Annotated in this window: 14 protein-coding genes; all 14 read left to right on the top strand. The window is 67.6% G+C overall.

Annotated elements, in window-relative coordinates; translation table 11 throughout:
- The coding region (locus LY41_RS22740) for an IS30 family transposase (protein WP_253866428.1) at positions 1 to 294 on the top strand (294 nt) is incomplete at its 5' end.
- Between the two features lie 505 nt (positions 295 to 799).
- A complete protein-coding gene (locus tag LY41_RS22735; protein WP_253866467.1) occupies positions 800 to 1,954 on the top strand; it encodes an ABC transporter ATP-binding protein in 1,155 nt (384 codons plus the stop codon).
- 32 nt (positions 1,955 to 1,986) lie between these two features.
- Positions 1,987 to 2,739, top strand: a complete 753-nt coding sequence (locus LY41_RS22730) for an MlaE family ABC transporter permease (RefSeq protein WP_253866465.1) — start codon at positions 1,987 to 1,989, stop codon at positions 2,737 to 2,739.
- Between the two features lie 3 nt (positions 2,740 to 2,742).
- Positions 2,743 to 3,582, top strand: coding sequence for an MlaE family ABC transporter permease (locus tag LY41_RS22725; RefSeq protein ID WP_253866426.1), 840 nt, complete (start codon positions 2,743 to 2,745; stop codon positions 3,580 to 3,582).
- Positions 3,579 to 4,940 (top strand): MCE family protein, encoded by a 1,362-nt coding sequence (locus tag LY41_RS22720; RefSeq protein ID WP_253866424.1) that lies wholly within the window; start codon positions 3,579 to 3,581, stop codon positions 4,938 to 4,940. Before LY41_RS22725 ends, LY41_RS22720 begins: the two co-directional genes overlap by 4 nt.
- Complete coding sequence (locus tag LY41_RS22715; protein WP_253866423.1) at positions 4,940 to 6,214, top strand: MCE family protein; 1,275 nt, start codon at positions 4,940 to 4,942, stop codon at positions 6,212 to 6,214. Before LY41_RS22720 ends, LY41_RS22715 begins: the two co-directional genes overlap by 1 nt.
- Positions 6,211 to 7,197, top strand: a complete 987-nt coding sequence (locus LY41_RS22710; protein WP_253866463.1) for an MCE family protein — start codon at positions 6,211 to 6,213, stop codon at positions 7,195 to 7,197. Before LY41_RS22715 ends, LY41_RS22710 begins: the two co-directional genes overlap by 4 nt.
- Entirely contained in the window at positions 7,194 to 8,378 is a 1,185-nt protein-coding gene (locus LY41_RS22705) for an MCE family protein (RefSeq protein WP_253866421.1), read from the top strand. The genes LY41_RS22710 and LY41_RS22705 overlap by 4 nt, the downstream gene beginning before the upstream one ends.
- 38 nt (positions 8,379 to 8,416) lie before the next feature.
- Entirely contained in the window at positions 8,417 to 9,589 is a 1,173-nt protein-coding gene (locus LY41_RS22700; RefSeq protein ID WP_253866461.1) for an MCE family protein, read from the top strand.
- Positions 9,589 to 10,851 (top strand): MCE family protein, encoded by a 1,263-nt coding sequence (locus LY41_RS22695; protein WP_253866420.1) that lies wholly within the window; start codon positions 9,589 to 9,591, stop codon positions 10,849 to 10,851. Before LY41_RS22700 ends, LY41_RS22695 begins: the two co-directional genes overlap by 1 nt.
- Before the next feature lie 57 nt (positions 10,852 to 10,908).
- Entirely contained in the window at positions 10,909 to 11,805 is an 897-nt protein-coding gene (locus LY41_RS22690; RefSeq protein WP_253866418.1) for an Rv1363c family protein, read from the top strand.
- A gap of 149 nt (positions 11,806 to 11,954) precedes the next feature.
- Positions 11,955 to 13,172, top strand: coding sequence for a hypothetical protein (locus LY41_RS22685; protein ID WP_253866416.1), 1,218 nt, complete (start codon positions 11,955 to 11,957; stop codon positions 13,170 to 13,172).
- A 386-nt stretch (positions 13,173 to 13,558) separates the two neighbouring features.
- Positions 13,559 to 17,053 (top strand): DNA-directed RNA polymerase subunit beta, encoded by a 3,495-nt coding sequence (gene rpoB, locus LY41_RS22680; protein WP_253866415.1) that lies wholly within the window; start codon positions 13,559 to 13,561, stop codon positions 17,051 to 17,053.
- Between the two features lie 115 nt (positions 17,054 to 17,168).
- Positions 17,169 to 21,080, top strand: coding sequence for a DNA-directed RNA polymerase subunit beta' (locus LY41_RS22675; RefSeq protein WP_253866413.1), 3,912 nt, complete (start codon positions 17,169 to 17,171; stop codon positions 21,078 to 21,080).
- Positions 21,081 to 21,161: the final 81 nt, after the last annotated feature.

Here is a 21,161-nt window from a genome sequence, read left to right as displayed (position 1 = left end):
CCGGCTCACCTACGCGGGTCGCTGACCTGGGACCAAGGGGCGGAGATGGCCGCGCACCAGGCGTTCCGGGTCGCCACCGGCGTCCCGGTCTACTTCTGCCATCCCGCCTCCCCCTGGCAGCGCGGCTCGAACGAGAACACCAACCGGCTGCTGCGCCAGTACTTCCCCAAGGGCACCGACCTGTCCGTCCACGGCCCCGAAGACCTCGAACTCGTCGCACAAAAACTCAACAGCCGCCCACGCAAAACGCTCGGCTGGGACACCCCAGCCGAGCGTCTGCTAAAACTCGTCTAAATCACCCGGTGTTGCAACCACCCCTAGAACCCGCCCACCTTCGGGGCGTTGAGCGCCCCGAAGGTGCCCTTCGGGGCGTTTCTGCAATGCCGGCTTTTCGTATGCCGGAAGAATTGCCGTGAATGGGCCGGTCCAGCCGGTTCGTGCGCCTCGCGCCAGGCCGTGAACGGGCTGTTTTCGCAGCGTACGGAAGGGGCGCGGGAAGGTGGGCGGTCCGTACCGGCGGGTCGGTTTCTCACATTCGAGGGCGTGCTGCTCGTGCACCCGTACGGCCGTGGGTTACCTTGCACAGCCACATCACACGGTCGGTTCCGGAGCATTACTCCGGACGCGCGAATTTCGTGTGAACCAGTGAGTAACTTATGCGGGCTTCGGTCGTTGCTCGTAACAGGAAGACGCTGCGGACATGGCGGTCGGTACCTCCGGTGAGGTGCGTGCCGTCGGGCGCGCCCGCCGGCACGGCGGGGCACCGGCCGCGGCCGTGGAACCGCTCCGGGAGGGTGCGATGGGTGCCGAGGTGGTCATCGAGGGCTTGACCAAGTCCTTCGGTAAGCAGGCCATCTGGCGTGACGTGACGCTGAACCTGCCGCCTGGGGAAGTGTCGGTGATGCTCGGCCCGTCGGGCACCGGCAAGTCGGTGTTCCTCAAGTCGATGATCGGCCTGCTCAAGCCCGACAAGGGCAGGTGCGAGATCAACGGCATCGACGTCGTCACGTGTTCGGAGCGCAAGCTCTACGACACGCGCAAGCTGTTCGGCGTGCTGTTCCAGGACGGCGCGCTGTTCGGGTCGATGAACCTCTACGACAATGTTGCGTTCCCGCTGCGGGAGCACACGAAGAAGTCCGAGACCGAGGTTCGCAGGATCGTGCTCGAAAAGCTCGAGCTGACCGGTCTGTCCGGCTCGGAGGACAAGCTGCCCGGCGAGATCTCCGGCGGTATGCGCAAGCGTGCCGGACTGGCCCGCGCGCTGGTGCTCGACCCCGAGATCATCCTGTGCGACGAGCCGGACTCCGGTCTGGACCCGGTGCGCACGGCGTACCTGTCGCAACTGCTGATCGACCTGAACGCGCAGATCGACGCGACGATCCTCATCGTCACCCACAACATCAACCTCGCCCGTACCGTGCCGGACAACATCGGCATGCTGTTCCGTAAGGAACTCATCATGTTCGGTCCCCGCGAGGTGCTGCTGACCTCCGACGAACCCGTCGTGGAGCAGTTCCTCAACGGCCGCAGGCTCGGCCCGATCGGCATGAGCGAGGAGAAGGACTCGGCGCAGATGGCGCTCGAGCAGGAACAGGCCGACGCGGGCCACCACGACGGCTCGACCGAGGACGTGCGCGGCATCGTGCCGCAGCTGCAGCCCACGCCGGGACTGCCCGAACGGCAGGGAGCGGTCCGCCGGAAGGGCCGCGTCGCAGGCGTCCTCCACACCCTTCCCGAGCCCGCCCGCGAAGGCATCATCGCCTCGCTGACGCCCGAGGAACGCAGGTACTACGGTATTCCGGAACCCGCCGTCACCGCGGGCAGCCGGATGCCGGCCCACCACGGTGACCTGGACGCGGGCGACGTCGCCGAGCTACCGTCCTCGCCCGCCTGGCCGGGCGACGAGCAGTCCGCGCCGACCAGGCCCCTGCGTCGGCGGCGGGGCGGCTCATGAGCGCTCGGTCCACCTCCGTTCCCGGCCTCGGGATGCTGCGGGAGACCGGCAAGCTGTTCGCGCTCGGCCTCGACATCGGCCGCGGCATCTTCCAGCGGCCGTTCCAGCTGCGGGAGTTCATCCAGCAGGCCTGGTTCATCGCCAGCGTCACGATCATGCCGACAGCTCTGGTGGCGATTCCGTTCGGCGCGGTCATCTCGCTGCAGTTCGGGTCGCTCGCGAGTCAGCTCGGTGCGGAGTCCTACACGGGTGCCGGCAGCGTGCTCGCGACCGTGCAACAGGCCGCGCCACTGGTGACGGCGCTGCTCGTCGCGGGTGCAGGCGGGTCGGCGATCTGTGCCGACATCGGTGCGCGCACCATCCGCGAGGAGATCGACGCCATGGAGGTGCTCGGCGTCTCCGCAGTGCAGCGCCTCGTCGTGCCGCGGGTGCTGGCGTGCATGCTCATCGCGGTGCTGCTCAACGGCATGGTCAGTGTCATCGGCGTGCTGGGTGGCTACTTCTTCAACGTCGTACTGCAGGGCGGCACCCCTGGTGCGTACCTGGCGAGCTTCTCGGCGCTGGCGCAACTTCCCGACCTGTGGGTCGGCGAGCTCAAGGCGCTCATCTTCGGCTTCCTCGCCGCCGTCGTGGCCGCCTACCGGGGGCTGAACCCGCCACCGGGCCCGAAGGGCGTCGGCGACGCGGTCAACCAGTCCGTCGTCATCACGTTCCTGCTGCTGTTCGTGGTCAACACCGTCATGACGTTGATCTACCTGCAGCTCGTCCCGCCGAAGTTGGGCTGACCGATGGCCTCCGTGACCCAGCGCGCGAAGAAGATCGCGAACCGCCCGCTCGAGACGCTCGACGATCTCGGCGACCAGATGTCGTTCTACGGGCGCGCCCTCGCGTGGGCGCCGCGGACGATCCGGCGGTACATGAAGGAAGTGCTGCGCCTGCTGGCGGAGGTGAGCTTCGGCTCCGGTTCGCTGGCGATGATCGGTGGCACCGTCGGTGTGATGGTCGGCCTGACGTTGTTCACCGGTGTCCTCGTCGGTCTGCAGGGTTTCTCGGCCCTCGACTCGATCGGCACCTCGGCGTTCACCGGCTTTCTGACGTCGTTCTTCAACACCCGGGAGATCGCGCCATTGGTGGCGGGTCTCGCGCTGTCGGCGACCGTGGGATCCGGCTTCACCGCTCAGCTCGGCGCGATGCGCATCTCCGAGGAGATCGACGCGCTCGAGGTGATGGCGGTGCCGAGCCTGCCGTACCTGGTGACGACGCGGATCATCGCCGGGTTCATCGCCATCATCCCGCTGTACGTGATCGGCCTGATGTCGTCGTACCTGGCTTCGCGCGCCGTGGTCGTCCACATCTACGGCCAATCGGCGGGTACCTATGACCACTACTTCGACATGTTCCTGCCACCGCAAGACGTGCTGTACTCGTTCATCAAGGTGCTGATCTTCAGCGTCCTGATCATCCTCACGCACTGCTACTACGGGTACAAAGCCAGCGGTGGCCCCGCCGGTGTGGGCGTGGCCGTCGGCCGTGCCGTGCGGTTGTCGATCGTCACGGTGGCGGTGGTCAACTTCTTCGTCGGATTTGCGCTCTGGGGAACCGACACGACGGTGAGGATCGCGGGATGATGGCGACACTGCGTCGAAGGCTGCTGGGACTGCTGCTGGTCGGACTGCTGGTCGGCGGTGTGGCCCTGAGCGTGGCCATCTACAACAAGGCGTTCACCTCGTACGTGACGGTGACGCTCGAGGCCGACGAGCTCGGCAATCAGCTGTCCGAGAACTCCGACGTGAAGGTGCGGGGGCTGATCGTCGGCAGCGTCGGCGAGATCACCCCGTCCGTGGGCGGGGCCACCGAGCTGACGCTGAACCTCGATCCCGAACACGCCGAGCTGGTGCCGGCGAACGTGTCGGCGCGGTTCCTGCCGAAGACCCTCTTCGGTGAGCGCTTCGTCGACCTGGAGATCCCGGACGGTGCTGCCGCGACGCCGCTGCGCTCGGGTGATGTCATCCCGCAGGACCGCACCGAAAGCGCGATCGAGCTCGAGCAGGCGCTGTCGGACCTGATGCCGGTGCTGCAGGCGGTGCAGCCGCAGAAGCTCTCGACCACGCTCACCGCGATCTCGACGGCGCTGGAGGGCCGCGGCGAGGAGCTGGGCACGACGTTGTCGGACCTCGGCAGCTACCTGGGCGAGCTGAACCCGCACGTGCCGAAGCTGCAGGAGAACCTGCGGGAGTTGGCGAAGTTCTCGCACAACCTCTCCGACGTCACCCCGGACCTGGTGCAGACGCTCGACAACTTCACCACGACGAGCAGGACGATCGTCGAGAAGCGCCAGGCGCTGTCGAACATGTACACCAGCGTGACGGGCGCCTCCACGGACCTGCACTCGTGGCTGAAGGCCAATTCGTCGAACCTCATCCAGCTCGCCGACACGGCCCGGCCGACGGCGGAATTGCTGGCCGAGTACGCGCCGTCCTACCCGTGCTTCCTCGGGCAGATGGCCGAGCTGGTGCCGCGGATCGACAAGGCGTTCGGCAAGGGCACCAACGAGCCCGGCCTGCACGCGACGATGGAGATCACCACCAACCGCGGTCCGTACAAGCCGGGTCAGGACGAGCCGGAGTGGAACGACCACCGGGGCCCGCGCTGCTACGACTTCGAGAATCCGCCCGATCCGTTCCCGCAGTACCCGCCGGACGGCCCGGTGAAGGACGGCAGCACCCCGCCGCCCCCGGCGCGGTCGGCCAACGACGGCCTCAGCCAGGCCGACGACCCGGCGAACGCGGGTGGCTACAACAACACCGGTGGCGGCGCGGCGGCGCCCGGCGTCGCCGGTGGCGACCCGGCGGGCTCGGCGGGTGAGCTGCGGCTGATCTCGCAGCTGACCGGGCCGCGCATCGATATGGACCCCGATGAGGTGCCCGGCTGGGGTGCCCTGCTCATTGCCCCGATGTACCGAGGAGCGGAGGTGACGGTCGAATAATGCGTGGACTCACCGCACCACTGGTCAAGCTCGGTGTCTTCATCACCGTCACGGTGCTGCTCACAGGTGTGCTCGCGATCAGCATCGCGAACGTGAACCTGTCCGACACCGTGACGTACAAGGCCCGGTTCACCGACGCGACGATGGTGATCCCCAACGACGACGTGCGCATCGCGGGCGTGCGCGTGGGCCAGGTCAACTCCGTCGAGATCGTCGACCGCAGGCTCGCCGAGGTGGAGTTCGAGGTCGAATCCGGGCGGGAGCTGCCCGCGAACATCCAGGCGTCGATCAAGTTCCGCAACCTCGTGGGCCAGCGCTACATCTCGCTCGAGCGCGGCGGCGCGGGCGGCGTGACGCAGACCGCGAACCACACCGGGGACGACCAGGGTGCCGACAGTCAGGGTGACAGCCAGGGCACCGGCGACGACCAGGGCAGCGACAACGAGGGCAGCGACGACCAGGGCAGCGACAACGAGGGCAGCGACGACCAGGGCAGCGACAACGGGGGCGGCGACAACGAGGGCGGCAGCGACAACCAGGGTGGCGGCGACAACCAGGGTGGCGGCAACCAGACGGGCGGTGCGAATCCGCAGGGCACGCTCGAACCCGGCGACACGATCCCGCTGGAGCAGACCACCCCGGCACTCGACCTGAACGAGCTGTTCAACGGGTTCAAGCCGCTGTTCCGGGCGCTGTCGCCGGACGACGTCAACAAGCTCTCGTACGAGATCATCCAGGTACTGCAGGGTGAGGGCGGCACGGTCGAGAGCCTGCTGTCGCACACCGCGTCGCTGACGACGACGCTCGCCGAGAAGGACAAGGTGATCGGGCAGGTCATCAACAACCTGAACACGGTGCTGTCGACGATCAACGAGCGCACGCCGCAGTTGGATCAGCTGATCCAACGGCTGCAGAAGCTGGTGTCGGGCCTGGCCAAGGACAAGGACCCGATCGGGCAGTCGATCGACGCGCTCGGCGGGCTGGCGCAGACCACCGCCGGCCTGCTGAAGGAGGGCCGTGAACCGCTGAAGCAGGACATCAAGGCCCTCGGGGAGCTGGCGGGCAACCTCAACGACCAGGAGCAGGTCGTCGAGCACTTCATCCAGTTCCTGCCGGAGAAGGCGAGCAGGATGGCCGCGACCGCCGACTACGGCTCGTGGTTCAACTTCTTCATGTGCAGTGCGAGCGGCAACGTCCGGATCCCGGGTCTCATGCAGGAGCCCGTCAACGTGCCCGTCGCGCCGGTCAACAGGGAGCGGTGCATCAGCGAATGAAGAGCTTCCAGAAGCGCAACCCGATCCCCATCGCGATCGCCGGCATCATCGTGATCGTGCTCGGCATCGGAGCGGCGATGAACACCGAGGACCTGCCGATCATCGGCGGCGGTACGACGTACCAGGCCGAGTTCAGCGAGGCCGCGGGGCTGAAGGCCGACGACGAGGTGCGCGTGGCGGGCGTGAAGGTCGGCAACGTCAGCGACGTCGAGCTGGACGGCGACCGGGTGAACGTGTCGTTCAAGGTCCGCGACGCCTGGCTGGGCGATCGCACCTCGGCAACGATCAAGATCAAGACGTTGCTGGGGCAGAAGTACGTGGCGCTCGACCCGGTGGGGGAGAGCCCGCTCGACCCGGGGTCGACGATCCCGCGTGAGCGGACCACCGCTCCGTACGACGTGCTCGAGGCGTTCCGTGACCTGTCCGGCACCGTCGACGAGGTCGACACCGACCAGTTGGCGGACAGCTTCGACGTGCTGTCCGAGACGTTCTCCGGCACCCCCGACGAGGTGCAGGGCGCGCTGAGTGGGCTGTCGCAGCTGTCGGACACCATCTCCAAGCGCGATCAGCAGCTCAAGAGCCTGCTCAAGAACACCAAGCAGATCTCCGGCACGCTCGCGGGCCGCGACGAGCAGCTCGTGAAGCTGATGGAGGACGGCTCGACGCTGCTGGGCGAGCTGCAGCGGCGCAAGCAGGCGATCACCACGATGCTGAACGGCAGCCAGGAGCTGTCGAAGCAGCTGCGTGGCCTGGTCAGCGACAACAGTGAGCAGATCGGCCCGGTGCTGAACAAGCTGGACCGGCTCACCGGCATGCTGCAGCGCAATCAGGATTCGCTGAGCGAGGGCATCCGCCGGTTCGCGCCGTTCATCCGCGTCTTCAACAACACGATCGGCAACGGCCGCTGGTTCGACAACTACATCTGCGGTTTCCTTCTCCCCTCCGTCGGGCCGATCAACGAAGAGGGGTGCAACGTCAAATGATCACCACTCGGCTCGGTCAGCGACTCGCTCGCGGCGTCACGTTCGCCATCGTGCTGGCGCTCGTCGTGGCGGGCGGCCTGTGGTGGACGCTGCAGGACGCGGGCAGCAAGCGCGTCAGCGCCTACTTCCCGAGCGCCATCGGCCTGTACGAGGGCAACACCGTCCGCGTGCTCGGCGTCGAGATGGGCGAGGTCACAGGCGTCGAACCGCAGGGTGAGCGCGTGCTCGTGGAGATGACCTACGACCGCGGCGTGGAGATCCCGGCGGACGCGAAGGCGATCATCGTCGCCCCGTCCCTGGTGTCGGACCGGTACGTGCAGCTCGCGCCCGCCTACACCGGCGGCCCGACGCTCGATGCGGGAGCGACGATCAGCCAGGACCGCACCGAGGTGCCCCTCGAGATCGACCAGCTCGCCGAGAGCCTCAGCCGCGTGTCCGAATCGCTCGGCCCGAACGGCGCCAACGAGAACGGCTCGCTGTCGGACCTGCTCGACACCACGGCCGAGAACCTCGACGGCAACGGCGAGGCACTGCACGACACGATCACCAAGCTGGGCAAGGCCGCGGGAACCCTGTCCGGTAATTCGGGCGACCTGTTCGACACCGTGGAGAACCTGGCGAAGTTCTCCACGACGCTGGCCGACAGCGACCGGACGGTGCGCAAGTTCGAACAACAGCTCGCCGACGTCAGCGGATACCTCTCGGGTGAGCGCGAGAACCTGGCGGCGACGGTCAAGCAGCTCGGCACGGCCCTGACGTCGGTCAAGGGCTTCGTCGAGAACAACCGCGGCAAGCTCAAGTCGAACGTCGACAAGCTCGCCAGCGTCACGCGGGTGCTCGTCGAACAGCGCGGCGCGCTCGCCGAGATACTCGACATCGCCCCGCTGGCGCTGACGAACCTGGCGAACACCTACAACGCCTCCTCGGGCACGCTCGACGCGCGGCCGAACCTCAACGAGCTCACCCAGCCGCCGGCGACGATGGTGTGCAACCTGCTCAAGCAGACGCCGGACGCGCTCGACGCCATCGGCAACCTGTGCCAGGGCGTGGCCGACGTCGTGGACAACACGGTGCCGCTGCCGTCGCTGGCGCAGTCGGTGCACGCGCTGAACAACGGCGAGCTGCCGCCGTTGCCGCTGCCTGTGACCGAGCAGGTGCTGTCCTCGGGAGGTGGCCAGTGAAGTTCCGCAAGCTGTTGTCGGCGGGAGCGGCCGCGACGATGCTGGCCGTGTCCGGCTGCGGCTTCTCCGGCGTGTACGACGTGCCGCTGCCCGGCGGTGCCGATCTCGGCGACGACCCGTACCGCGTGAAGGTGCAGTTCCGCGACGTCCTCGACCTCGTGCCGCAGTCCGGGGTGAAGGTCGACGAGGTGCCGGTGGGCCGGGTCGAGGAGATCGGCCTGGCCGAGGACGGCTGGACGGCCGAGGTGACGTTGCTGGTCAACGGTGACATCGACCTGCCCGCCAACGCGATCGCGAACCTGCGCCAGTCCAGCCTGCTCGGTGAGAAATACGTCCAGCTGAGCGAGCCCGGCCAGGACGTCGCGGAGGCGGAGCTGACAACGGGCGACACGATCCCGGTCGAGCGCACCGACCGCAGCACCGAGGTGGAAGAGGTCCTCGGCGCACTGTCGATGCTGCTCAACGGTGGTGGCGTCGAGCAGCTGAACAACATCACCAAGGAACTCAACGCCGCGTTGTCCGGCAACGAGCAGGACATCAAGGGTCTGCTGCGCAATGCCGACAAACTGGTGTCGGCGCTCGACGCGCAGTCGGGCGACATCACCAGCGCGCTGGACGGCCTGAACCGGCTGTCGATGAGCCTGAAGGGGCAGAAGGACCGCATCGCGGGCGCCATCGACAACCTGGGACCCGGCCTGGAGGTGCTCGAACAGCAGCGGGGCCAGCTGGTGACGATGCTGCAGGCGCTGAACCGCGTGTCCGGGGTCGCCACGCGGACGATCAACCAGAGTCAGGAGGACCTGGTCGCCAACCTGAAGGCCCTGATGCCGACGCTGCGCAAGCTCGGCGAGGCGGGCTCGGACCTGCCGAAGTCACTCGAACTGATGCTCAGCTACCCGTTCAGCGACCAGGCGGTGAAGGGTGCCAAGGGCGACTTCTTCAACCTCTACCTCGACCTGGACCTGGATCTCGAGGAAGTGCTGGCCAACCTCGGTCGCAGCAGGCAGAACCCGCTCAAGGACATCCCGATCCTGGGAGACATGACCACGCAGCAGGAGGGCACGGGCGGTAACCCACCGCCGTTGCCGCTGGGCGAAGCGTCCGAGGAACAGGCGGCACCGGAATCCGGGGGGCAGGACAGCCCGCCTGCCCGGACGTCCTCGTCGGGCGTCGAGGGGATCTTCGAAACCCTGTCGGGGGGCGGTAGCTGATGCTGGTACGCAGGACCAAGATCCAGCTCGTCGTGTTCGCGATCATCTCCGTGGTCGCGGTCGTGTACGCACTCGTGCGGTTCACCGACGTCGAGGAGACGTTCGGCCAGGGCGGGTACACGGTGCAGCTGCAGCTCAACGAATCCGGCGGCATCTTCGAAGGTGCCGAGGTGACCTACCGCGGAGCCAACATCGGCAGCGTCGGCCCGCTCAGCCTGACCTCCGACGGCACCGAGGCCGAACTGGACATCGAACCGGACGCGCCGCAGGTGCCCGCCGACCTGCAGGCCGTCGTGGCGAACCGGTCCGCCGTCGGTGAGCAGTACGTCGACCTGCGGCCGCGCAGTTCCGACGGGCCGTTCCTCGATGCGGGTTCGGTCATCGACGCGCGGAACACGACGACGCCCGTGCCGACGGAGAAGCTGATCGGTGACCTGTCGTCACTGGCCAAGTCCGTGCCGACCGATTCGCTGCGCACGGTGGTCGACGAGTCCTACGACGCGTTCAACGGCACCGGCCGCGACCTCCAGCAGCTGATGGACACCACGCAGGAGTTCACCGAGGTCGCCTCCGAGCACGTGCCGCAGACGGTGGAGTTGCTCGAATCCGGGACGAAGGTGCTGCGCACACAGAACGAGATGAGCGGGTCGATGCGCTCGTTCAGCCGTGACCTGCGCGATCTGTCGAAGACGCTGAAGGACTCCGACGCCGACATTCGCAAGCTCGTCGACGTCGCGCCGCAGGTCGGCGACCAGGTGCAGCAGGTCCTCGCCGAGACGGGCCCGGGCCTGTCGGCGCTGACGGCGAACCTGCTGACGACGTCGAATCTGCTGGTCACACGACGAGACGGGCTGGAGATGATGTTCATCGCCTACCCGATGGTGACCGGCGGTGCGTCCTCCGTCGTGCCCGGCGACGGCACCGCTCACCTCGGCCTCGCGCTGAACCTGTTCAACCCGCCGTCGTGCACCAAGGGCTACCGTTCGCCCGACGAGTACCGTCAGGGCAACGAAACCTCGGAGCGGCCTCCCAAGGAGGACGCGTACTGCGCCGAACCGGTCGGGAGCCCGATCAGCGTGCGTGGTTCGCAGAACGCGCCGTACAACGGCGTCCCGGTGCAGCCCAGCCAGCAGCAGCTGGAGGAGAACTCGACGCGGGACGAGGAGGAGCTGGCCTCGCTGCGCGGCACTCCCGGCGTGGCGAGCAGCCCGGGGCTCGACATCACGAGCCTCGACCAGCTCGCCGGCCTGGTTCGTCCGTGAACCCGGCCGGGCGACGACACACAGCAAGCTGACACCACCGCAATACCCTGGAGCACTATGAGTTCGGACGAGCCGGAGAAGGCCCGCCTCACCGGCGAGGCGGAAGACGGCACCGGCGAGGCCGACGCCGACGTCCCGGGGACGGCGAGCTCGGAGAGCGCAGAGTCTGTGGAGAGCGCGGAGTCTGTGGAGAACGCGGAGTCTGTGGAGAACGCGGAGTCTGTGGAGAGCGCGGAGTCTGTGGAGAGCGCGGGGGAGGCGGGCGCCGCCCGCACCGACGGCGCCGAGGCCGGGTCCGGCGGTGACGAGGCCGACGACAGCGACACCGACGCCGACGACAGCGACACCGACGACAGCGACGCCGACGACAGCGACGCCGACGACCGTGACACCGAGACCGGCGAGGACGGTGCCGGCACCGACGGCCGGTCGGCACCGCCGCGCTGGGCACTGATGGGCGCGGCTGCCTTCGCGACGGCGGCACTGATCGTGGCCGCGGTGTTCGGCGTGATGTGGCTGGTGAGCGCGACCGGGGACGACGCCGAGATCGCGGCTGAGCGGCAGGACGTCACACGCGTTGCGGGGCAGGCCGTCACGGCGTTCACCGAACTCGACCACACGAAGCTGGACGAGTACTTCAGCAGGCAGAAGGAACTCAGCACCGGTGAGCTGGCGAACCAGATCCAGCAGGCCGAGAAGACCTATCGCGAGGCGATCAGCAAAGCGGAGTCGAAGGTGACGACCACCGTGCACGAGGTGGCCGTCAGCGAGCTGAACGAGCGTGAGGGCAAGGCGAGTGCGATCGTCGCGGCGAGCGCGGACATCCAGCGCGGTGATCAGCAGGGCATGAAGACCATGCGGCTCGAGGTGCAGCTCTCGCGGGAGGGTGGTGACGGCCCGTGGAAGGTCTCGCAGATCGGTGACGTGCCCGTCACCGGGGCCGGCCAGCAGTAGGCGCGTAGGCAGCACCGAGAAACACCGCGCCAGCACCGAGAAAGACCGAGCTGGCACCGAGAACAACGCGGCAGCACCGAGAACAACGCGGTAGCCGAGAACAACGCGGTAGCCGAGAACAACGCGGTAGCCGAGAACGGAGTCCCACCGTGTCATCGAACCGTCGCAAGCCCAGCCCGCAGCCGCGGCCGACGCCGTCGCGCCGTCCCAAGGTTGCGGGCTTGCGCAAGCCGGGGTCCACCGAAGACGTGGAGGCTACCGAGACCGGTGAGACCGGTGAGACGGCAGGGGCCGCTGAGACGGTCGAGGCTGCCGAGTCCGCGGAGGGCGCCGGCACGGCGCGTTCGGGCCGTGCCCGCGCCGAGGCCGATTCCGAGCCCGAGGACGAGACGGGCACGGCCGGCGACCGCGACACCGACGACGCCGACGACACCGACGACACCGACGACACCGACGACCGTGACACCGACGACGCCGATGCCGGCAGCGCGGGTGCGGCGAAGCCGGCTCCGAGTCCCGGCCCGCGCCGCAAGGCCAAGGACGGCGGGCGTGCCAAGCCCGCGAACCTCGACGAGGCCGAGACCCTCGAAGCGGACGAGCCGGGTGCGCCCGCGGCCACCGCGGTCCGGAAGCTCGGCACGCGCAGCACGTCACGCAGGCGGCCGGGGTTCGCCGCGGTCGCGGTGCTGCTGGTCGCGGGCCTGCTGCTGGCGGGGGCCGCGGTGTTCTTCCAGATCAAGGGCAGCGAGGCGCGTGCGGCGACGTCGAACACCGCGCTGGTCGACGGTCCCGCCACGGCGGAGGTCAAGGAGGCGATGGAGAAGGCGGCCGAGCGGCTGTTCTCGATCGACCACAACAACCTCGGCAAAACCGAGGAGGCCGCGGAAGAGCTCCTGGCCGGTGGCGAGGTCGAGCAGAAGTACGACGCGCTCATGGGCGAGATCAAGCGGCTCGCTCCGGAGCAGAAGATCGTGGTCACGGTGCACGCGGCGCGCAGTGCCGTCGTCAACCTCGACGGTGACCGCGCGCGGGTCATGGTCTTGATCGACCAGGCGGCCACCCGGCCGTCCGACGACCAGCCCGCCGTGGGCGGCGCCGCGATGTGGCTGGAGACGGAGAAGCGCGACGGCGAGTGGAAGGTGACCAACCTGGACACCTACGCCGCGCAGCAGGCCGCACCCACTCCCGGACAGTCGCAGGACCCGTCCGGCGCGCCACTGCCCGGAGACGGCCAGGGCAGTCAGGACGGCAACCAGAACGGCGACCAGCAGGGCGACCAGGACGGCGGCGAGAACGGCGGCGAGAACGGCGGCCAGCAGGATGGTCAGCAGGGCGGCGAGAACGGCGGTGAGCAGGGCGGGAACTGATTCCGTTCGCTCCGGCGGCCGGGTTGCCATACCGGCGGTTCGACTGTCCAGAGTCGGGCGTACGTGATCTATTTCGTACTCGCCGGTCGGACGCATCGGGCGTGTGGATGCTTGACTCAGCGCTCACGGGGGTTCACGCTTACAGGCAACGGTGAGCCTTGCGGGAGGCGAGCCGGAGATGAGCGAACGAGGCTGGGCTCCACGTCTTGGGCAGGCCCCCTCGACAAGGCGCCATCTTCGGGGCTAGACTGTTTCTTTGCGCTGCCCACTTTCATGCTGCCCTTTGTCGGTAGCTAGGATGGTCGGCACTACCGCACCCTTGACAGTTCGTGTTGCTCGTCGCTACGCGGCTGCTCAACCGCTTAATGTCCCCGGAAGGACGCATCTTGGCAGTCTCTCCCGCGAATCAGGCCACTGCTGCGACCACCTCGACGCGCTCGTCAACGGAAATTCCAGGAGCACCGAAGCGGGTCTCATTCGCGAAGATCCGTGAACCGCTGGCTACTCCTGACCTGCTCGACGTGCAGATCCGGTCTTTCGAATGGTTCACCGGTTCCGAGTCATGGTTCGAACGCGCCGTCAACGACGGCGAGGAGAACCCGCTCGGTGGCCTCGCAGAAGTTCTCGGCGAGATCTCGCCCATCGAGGACTTCTCCGGTTCGATGTCCCTCTCCTTCTCCGACCCGCGCTTCGACGAGGTGAAGGCCTCGGTCGAGGAGTGCAAGGACAAGGACATGACGTACGCGGCGCCGCTGTTCGTCACCGCCGAGTTCGTCAACAACAACACCGGCGAGATCAAGAGCCAGACGGTCTTCATGGGCGATTTCCCCGTGATGACCGACAAGGGCACGTTCATCATCAACGGCACCGAGCGGGTCGTCGTCTCGCAGCTGGTCCGGTCGCCCGGTGTCTACTTCGACCAGTCCATCGACAAGTCGACGGACAAGGACGTCTTCAGCGTCAAGGTGATCCCGAGCCGTGGTGCGTGGCTCGAGTTCGACGTCGACAAGCGCGACACCGTCGGTGTGCGTATCGACCGCAAGCGCCGCCAGCCCGTCACCGTCCTGCTGAAGGCGCTCGGCTGGACGACCGAGCAGATCCGCGAGCGTTTCTCGTTCTCCGAGACGCTGCTCGCGACGCTCGAGAAGGACTCCACGGCGGGCACCGACGAGGCGCTGCTCGACATCTACCGCAAGCTGCGCCCCGGTGAGCCGCCGACGAAGGAGAGCGCGCAGACGCTCCTCGAGAACCTGTTCTTCAAGGACAAGCGCTACGACCTCGCCAAGGTCGGCCGCTACAAGCTCAACAAGAAGCTCGGGCTCTCGACGTCCTACGAGACCGGCACGATGACCGAAGAGGACATCGTCGCCACCATCGAGTACCTCGTCCGCCTGCACGCGGGCGAGGAGACGATGCAGCTCGGCGAGGCCGAGGTGCCCGTCGAGACCGACGACATCGACCACTTCGGCAACCGTCGCATCCGTACCGTTGGCGAGCTGATCCAGAACCAGATCCGGGTCGGCCTCTCCCGCATGGAGCGCGTGGTCCGCGAGCGGATGACGACGCAGGACGTCGAGGCGATCACGCCGCAGACGCTGATCAACATCCGTCCGGTCGTGGCCGCGATCCGCGAGTTCTTCGGCACCTCGCAGCTCTCGCAGTTCATGCAGCAGACCAACCCGGTCGACGGCCTGACCCACAAGCGCCGGCTGAACGCCCTCGGCCCGGGTGGGCTCTCGCGTGAGCGCGCCGGCATGGAGGTCCGCGACGTCCACCCGTCGCACTACGGCCGCATGTGCCCGATCGAGACGCCGGAAGGCCCGAACATCGGCCTCATCGGCTCGCTGTGCTCCTACGCGCGGGTCAACCCGTTCGGCTTCATCGAAACGCCCTACCGCAAGGTCGTCGAGGGCCAGGTCACCGACCAGGTCGACTACCTGACCGCGGACGAGGAGGACCGTCACGTCAAGGCGCAGGCGAACGCGCCGATCGGCGACGACGGGCACTTCCTCGAGGAGAGCGTCCTGGTCCGGAAGAAGGGCGGCGAGGTCGAGCTGATCGACCCGACGGACGTGGACTACATGGACGTCTCGCCGCGGCAGATGGTCTCGATCGCGACCGCGATGATCCCGTTCCTCGAGCACGACGACGCGAACCGTGCGCTGATGGGCGCGAACATGCAGCGTCAGGCGGTGCCGCTGCTGCAGTCCTCCTCGCCGCTCGTCGGCACCGGTGTGGAGCTGCGGTCCGCGATCGACTCCGGCGACATGCTGGTCGCCGAGCAGGCCGGCGTGGTCGAGGAGCTCTCCGCCGACATGGTCACCGTCATGCACGACGACGGCACGCGGAAGACCTACGGGCTCTACAAGTTCCGCCGCACGAACGCGGGCACCTGCTTCAACCACCGTCCGGTGGTCAACGAGGGCGACCGCGTCGAGCAGGGCCAGGTGCTGGCCGACGGTCCGTCCACCGAGGACGGTGAGACGGCGCTCGGCAAGAACCTGCTCGTGGCGGTCATGCCGTGGGAGGGCCACAACTACGAGGACGCCATCGTCATCTCGCAGCGGCTCGTCCAGGACGACGTGCTCACCTCGATCCACATCGAGGAGCACGAGATCGACGCCCGCGACACCAAGCTCGGTGCCGAGGAGATCACCCGGGACATCCCGAACGTCTCCGAGGACGTGCTGGCCGACCTCGACGAGCGCGGCATCATCCGCATCGGTGCCGAGGTCCGCGACGGCGACATCCTGGTCGGCAAGGTCACGCCGAAGGGCGAGACGGAGCTGACGCCGGAGGAGCGCCTGCTGCGCGCGATCTTCGGTGAGAAGGCCCGCGAGGTCCGCGACACCTCACTGAAGGTGCCGCACGGCGAGACCGGCAAGGTCATCGGCATCCGCGTGTTCTCCCGCGAGGAGGACGACGAGCTGCCCCCGGGCGTCAACGAGCTCGTGCGCGTGTACGTGGCGAAGAAGTCGAAGGTCCAGGACGGCGACAAGCTCGCGGGCCGGCACGGCAACAAGGGTGTCGTCGGCAAGATCCTGCCGACCGAGGACATGCCGTTCATGCCGGACGGCACCCCGATCGACGTCGTGCTGAACACGCACGGTGTGCCGCGTCGTATGAACATCGGACAGATTCTCGAGCTGCACCTCGGCTGGCTGGCCTCGCAGGGCTGGAAGGTCGAGGGTGCCCCCGAATGGGCTGCGCAGCTGCCCGAGGACCTGAAGGATGTCGACCCGGACACCAACACCGCGACGCCGGTGTTCGACGGTGCGCGCGAGGCCGAGCTGATGGGCCTGCTGGCGTCGACGAAGCCGAACCGCGACGGCGAGCGCATGGTCAGCGAGGACGGCAAGGCGACGCTGCTGGACGGCCGCTCCGGTGAGCCGTACCCGTATCCGGTGGCCGTCGGCTACATGTACATGCTGAAGCTGCACCACATGGTGGACGACAAGATCCACGCGCGGTCGACGGGTCCGTACTCGATGATCACGCAGCAGCCGCTCGGTGGTAAGGCGCAGTTCGGTGGCCAGCGCTTCGGTGAGATGGAGTGCTGGGCGATGCAGGCCTACGGCGCGGCGTACACGCTGCAGGAACTGCTCACCATCAAGTCCGACGACGTGCTCGGCCGCGTGAAGGTCTACGAGGCCGTCGTCAAGGGCGAGAACATGCCGTCCCCGGGCATCCCGGAGTCCTTCAAGGTCCTGTTGAAGGAGCTCCAGTCGCTGTGCCTGAACGTCGAGGTGCTCTCCAGCGACGGTGCCGCCATCGAGATGCGCGACTCCGACGACGAGGACCTCGAGCGCGCCGCGGCGAACCTCGGTATCAACCTGTCCCGCAACGAGGCGCCGTCCGCCGACGAGATCGTCCAGGGTTAACGACCCGCCATGGCCGCCGGGCGGTTCCGCGTGCGCATCGCCCGGCGGCCGGCCAAAGGAAAGCCATGTGTCCTAACACTTTCTTCGTATTGCAACGTTCCGGAGGGGCGGACTAGTGCTGGACGTCAATTTCTTCGATGAGCTTCGAATCGGACTGGCCACCGCCGACGACATCCGCCAGTGGTCCTTCGGTGAGGTCAAGAAGCCCGAAACCATCAACTACCGCACTCTGAAGCCGGAGAAGGACGGGCTCTTCTGCGAGAAGATCTTCGGTCCGACCCGGGACTGGGAGTGCTACTGCGGCAAGTACAAGCGGGTGCGCTTCAAGGGCATCATCTGTGAGCGCTGCGGCGTCGAGGTGACCCGCGCCAAGGTGCGGCGTGAGCGCATGGGCCACATCGAGCTGGCCGCCCCGGTCACGCACATCTGGTACTTCAAGGGTGTTCCGTCGCGGCTGGGCTACCTGCTCGACCTCGCCCCGAAGGACCTCGAGAAGATCATCTACTTCGCGGCGTACGTGATCACGAGCGTGAACACGGAGCTGCGCCACAACGACATGCCGACGCTCGAGAGCGAGATCGGCGTGGAACGCAAGAACATCGAGGCCAAGCGCGACTCCGACATCGAGGAGCGTGCGCAGAAGCTGGAAGCCGACCTGGCCGAGCTCGAGAACGAGGGCGCGAAGTCCGACGTCAAGCGCAAGGTCAAGGAGGGCGGCGAGCGTGAGATGCGCCAGCTCCGCGACAAGGCCCAGCGCGAGCTGGACCGCCTCGAGGAGGTCTGGAACACCTTCACCAAGCTCGAGCCGCGCCAGCTGATCGTCGACGAGCTGCTCTACCGCGAGCTCCTCGACCGCTACGGCGAGTACTTCACCGGCGGCATGGGTGCCGAGTCCATCCAGAAGCTGGCGGAGGACTTCGACGTCGACGCGGAGGCCGAGTCGCTGCGCGAGGTCATCCGCGGCGGGAAGGGCCAGAAGAAGCTCCGTGCGCTCAAGCGGCTGAAGGTCGTCGCGGCGTTCCAGTCCACGGGCAACGACCCGCGCGGCATGGTGCTCGACGCCGTCCCGGTGATCCCGCCGGAGCTGCGCCCGATGGTGCAGCTGGACGGTGGCCGCTTCGCCACGTCCGACCTCAACGACCTGTACCGCCGGGTCATCAATCGCAACAACCGGCTCAAGCGACTGATCGACCTCGGTGCGCCCGAGATCATCGTCAACAACGAGAAGCGGATGCTGCAGGAGTCCGTCGACGCGCTGTTCGACAACGGCCGTCGCGGTCGCCCGGTGACCGGGCCCGGCAACCGGCCGCTGAAGTCGCTGTCCGACCTGCTCAAGGGCAAGCAGGGCCGGTTCCGCCAGAACCTGCTCGGTAAGCGCGTCGACTACTCCGGCCGAAGCGTCATCATCGTCGGCCCGCAGCTGAAGCTGCACCAGTGCGGTCTGCCGAAGGACATGGCGCTCGAGCTGTTCAAGCCGTTCGTCATGAAGCGGCTGGTGGATCTCAACCACGCGCAGAACATCAAGTCCGCCAAGCGCATGGTGGAGCGGTCGAAGCCGGCCGTGTGGGACGTGCTGGAAGAGGTCATCAGCGGCCACCCCGTCCTGCTGAACCGTGCTCCGACGCTGCACCGCCTCGGTATCCAGGCCTTCGAGCCGCAGCTGGTGGAAGGCAAGGCCATTCAGCTGCACCCGCTGGTCTGCGAGGCGTTCAACGCGGACTTCGACGGTGACCAGATGGCCGTGCACCTCCCGCTCTCGGCAGAGGCGCAGGCCGAGGCGCGCATCCTGATGTTGTCGGCGAACAACATTCTGTCGCCCGCCTCGGGGCGTCCGCTGGCGATGCCCCGACTGGACATGGTCACGGGCCTGTACCACCTCACGCGGCTCGACGAGAACGCGGCGGGTGCCGGCAACGTGTACTCGTCCGAGGCCGAGGCGATCATGGCCTTGGACCTGCAGCAGCTGGGTCTGCACGCGCCGATCAAGATCCGCGTGAACGACCGGCAGCCCTCCCGCGAGGACGAGCCGAAGCTGCGGGAGTCGGGCTGGGAGCCCGGTCAGCCGTGGCTGGCCGAGACGACGCTGGGCCGGGTCATGTTCAACGACCTGCTCCCGGCGGACTACCCGTTCGTCAACGAGCCGTTGCCGAAGAAGCGCCAGGGCGCGATCGTCAACGACCTGGCCGAGCGGTACTCGATGACGCAGGTCGCGCAGACCCTGGACCGGCTCAAGGACGCCGGTTTCCACTGGGCCACGCGCTCGGGCGTCACGGTCGCCATCTCCGACGTGCTCGTGCCGCCGGAGAAGAAGGAGATCCTCGACGACTTCGAGTCGAAGGCCGCCCAGGTGGAGAAGCGCTACCAGCGCGGTCAGCTCTCGCACTCCGAGCGCAACAACGAGCTCGTCAAGGTGTGGGGCCAGGCGACGGAGGACGTCGCCAAGGTCATGGAGGACCACTTCCCGGACGACAACCCGATCTCGATGATCGTGAAGTCGGGTGCGGCGGGCAACATGACGCAGGTCCGGTCGCTGGCCGGTATGCGTGGCCTGGTGTCCAACCCGAAGGGTGAGTACATCCCGCGCCCGATCAAGGCCAACTTCCGTGAGGGCCTGTCGGTGGCGGAGTACTTCATCGCCACGCACGGTGCCCGTAAGGGTCTGGCCGACACCGCCCTGCGTACCGCCGACTCGGGTTACCTGACCCGTCGTCTGGTGGACGTCTCGCAGGACGTCATCGTCCGCGAGGTCGACTGCGGTACCAACCGCGGCATCAACATGGTCGTCGGTGAGGACCTCGGCGACGGTCGCATCGTGCGCGGGCAGAACGTCGAGACGAACGCCTACGCCCGGAGCCTGGCCTCCGACGCGGTGGACGCCTCCGGCAACGTGGTGCTCAACGCGGGCGACGACCTCGGCGACCCGGCGATCGAGAAGCTGATCGCCAGCGGCATCACCAAGGTCAAGGTGCGCAGCGTCCTGACCTGTGAGTCCTCGGTCGGTGTGTGTGCGACCTGCTACGGCCGTTCCATGGCCACCGGCAAGCTGGTGGACGTCGGCGAGGCCGTCGGTATCGTCGCGGCCCAGTCGATCGGTGAGCCGGGTACGCAGCTGACGATGCGTACGTTCCACCAGGGCGGTGTCGCCGGTGACGACATCACGACGGGTCTGCCGCGTGTCACGGAGCTGTTCGAGGCCCGTGTCCCGCGGGGCAAGGCACCGATCGCCGACGTCGACGGCCGGGTGCGCATCGAGGAGAGCGAGCGGTTCTGGAAGATCACGCTCGTGCCGGACGACGGCAGCGAGGAGATCGTCTTCGACAAGCTGTCGAAGCGGCAGCGGCTCGCGGTCGGCCCGAACGGTCCGCTCGCCGACGGCGACCACGTCGGCGTCGGTCAGCCGTTGCTCGAGGGCACACCGGACCCGCACGAGGTGCTGCGTGTGATGGGCCCGCGCGAGGCGCAGATGCACCTCGTGGAAGAGGTCCAGAAGGTCTACCGCGCGCAGGGTGTGGGCATCCACGACAAGCACATCGAGGTCATCGTGCGGCAGATGCTGCGCCGCGTGACGATCATCGACTCGGGTGCCACCGAGTTCCTACCGGGCGAGCTGCCGGAGCGTACGCGCTTCGAGCAGACCAACCGGCACGCGGTGGCCGAGGGCGGGGAGCCCGCCTCGGGCCGCCCGGTGCTGATGGGTATCACGAAGGCCTCGCTGACCACGGACTCGTGGCTGTCGGCGGCGTCGTTCCAGGAGACCACGCGGGTCCTGACCGACGCGGCGATCAACGGCCGCAGCGACTCCCTGGTCGGCCTGAAGGAGAACGTGATCATCGGTAAGTTGATCCCGGCCGGTACGGGTATCAACAAGTACCGCAACATCCAGGTGCAGCCGACCGAGGAGGCGCGGGTCGCGGCGTACGCGATCCCGTCCTACGACGACGGCTACTACACCCCGGACGTGTTCGGTACGGGTACCGGTGCCGCGGTGCCGCTGGACGACTACGACTTCGGTCGCGACTTCCGGTAAGCAGTAGCGGCGTCGAAAAGACCCTCGGTCCGTGTGGACCGAGGGTCTTTTTCGTGCTCCCGGTTTCGTGTTCTGGTCGTG

Source organism: Prauserella halophila (assembly GCF_024171895.1).
Taxonomy (GTDB): domain Bacteria; phylum Actinomycetota; class Actinomycetes; order Mycobacteriales; family Pseudonocardiaceae; genus Prauserella; species Prauserella halophila.
This window is presented reverse-complemented; position numbering and strand designations above follow the sequence as displayed.

Bases quoted from the DNA above. Each gene is read 5' to 3' on its own strand.
- LY41_RS22695 (WP_253866420.1), top strand. From the start codon at position 9,589: ATGCTGGTACGCAGGACCAAGATCCAGCTCGTCGTGTTCGCGATCATC.
- LY41_RS22715 (WP_253866423.1), top strand. From the start codon at position 4,940: ATGCGTGGACTCACCGCACCACTGGTCAAGCTCGGTGTCTTCATCACC.
- LY41_RS22730 (WP_253866465.1), top strand. From the start codon at position 1,987: ATGCTGCGGGAGACCGGCAAGCTGTTCGCGCTCGGCCTCGACATCGGC.
- LY41_RS22690 (WP_253866418.1), top strand. From the start codon at position 10,909: ATGAGTTCGGACGAGCCGGAGAAGGCCCGCCTCACCGGCGAGGCGGAA.
- LY41_RS22705 (WP_253866421.1), top strand. From the start codon at position 7,194: ATGATCACCACTCGGCTCGGTCAGCGACTCGCTCGCGGCGTCACGTTC.
- LY41_RS22700 (WP_253866461.1), top strand. From the start codon at position 8,417: ATGCTGGCCGTGTCCGGCTGCGGCTTCTCCGGCGTGTACGACGTGCCG.
- LY41_RS22735 (WP_253866467.1), top strand. From the start codon at position 800: ATGGGTGCCGAGGTGGTCATCGAGGGCTTGACCAAGTCCTTCGGTAAG.
- LY41_RS22710 (WP_253866463.1), top strand. From the start codon at position 6,211: ATGAAGAGCTTCCAGAAGCGCAACCCGATCCCCATCGCGATCGCCGGC.
- LY41_RS22720 (WP_253866424.1), top strand. From the start codon at position 3,579: ATGATGGCGACACTGCGTCGAAGGCTGCTGGGACTGCTGCTGGTCGGA.
- LY41_RS22725 (WP_253866426.1), top strand. From the start codon at position 2,743: ATGGCCTCCGTGACCCAGCGCGCGAAGAAGATCGCGAACCGCCCGCTC.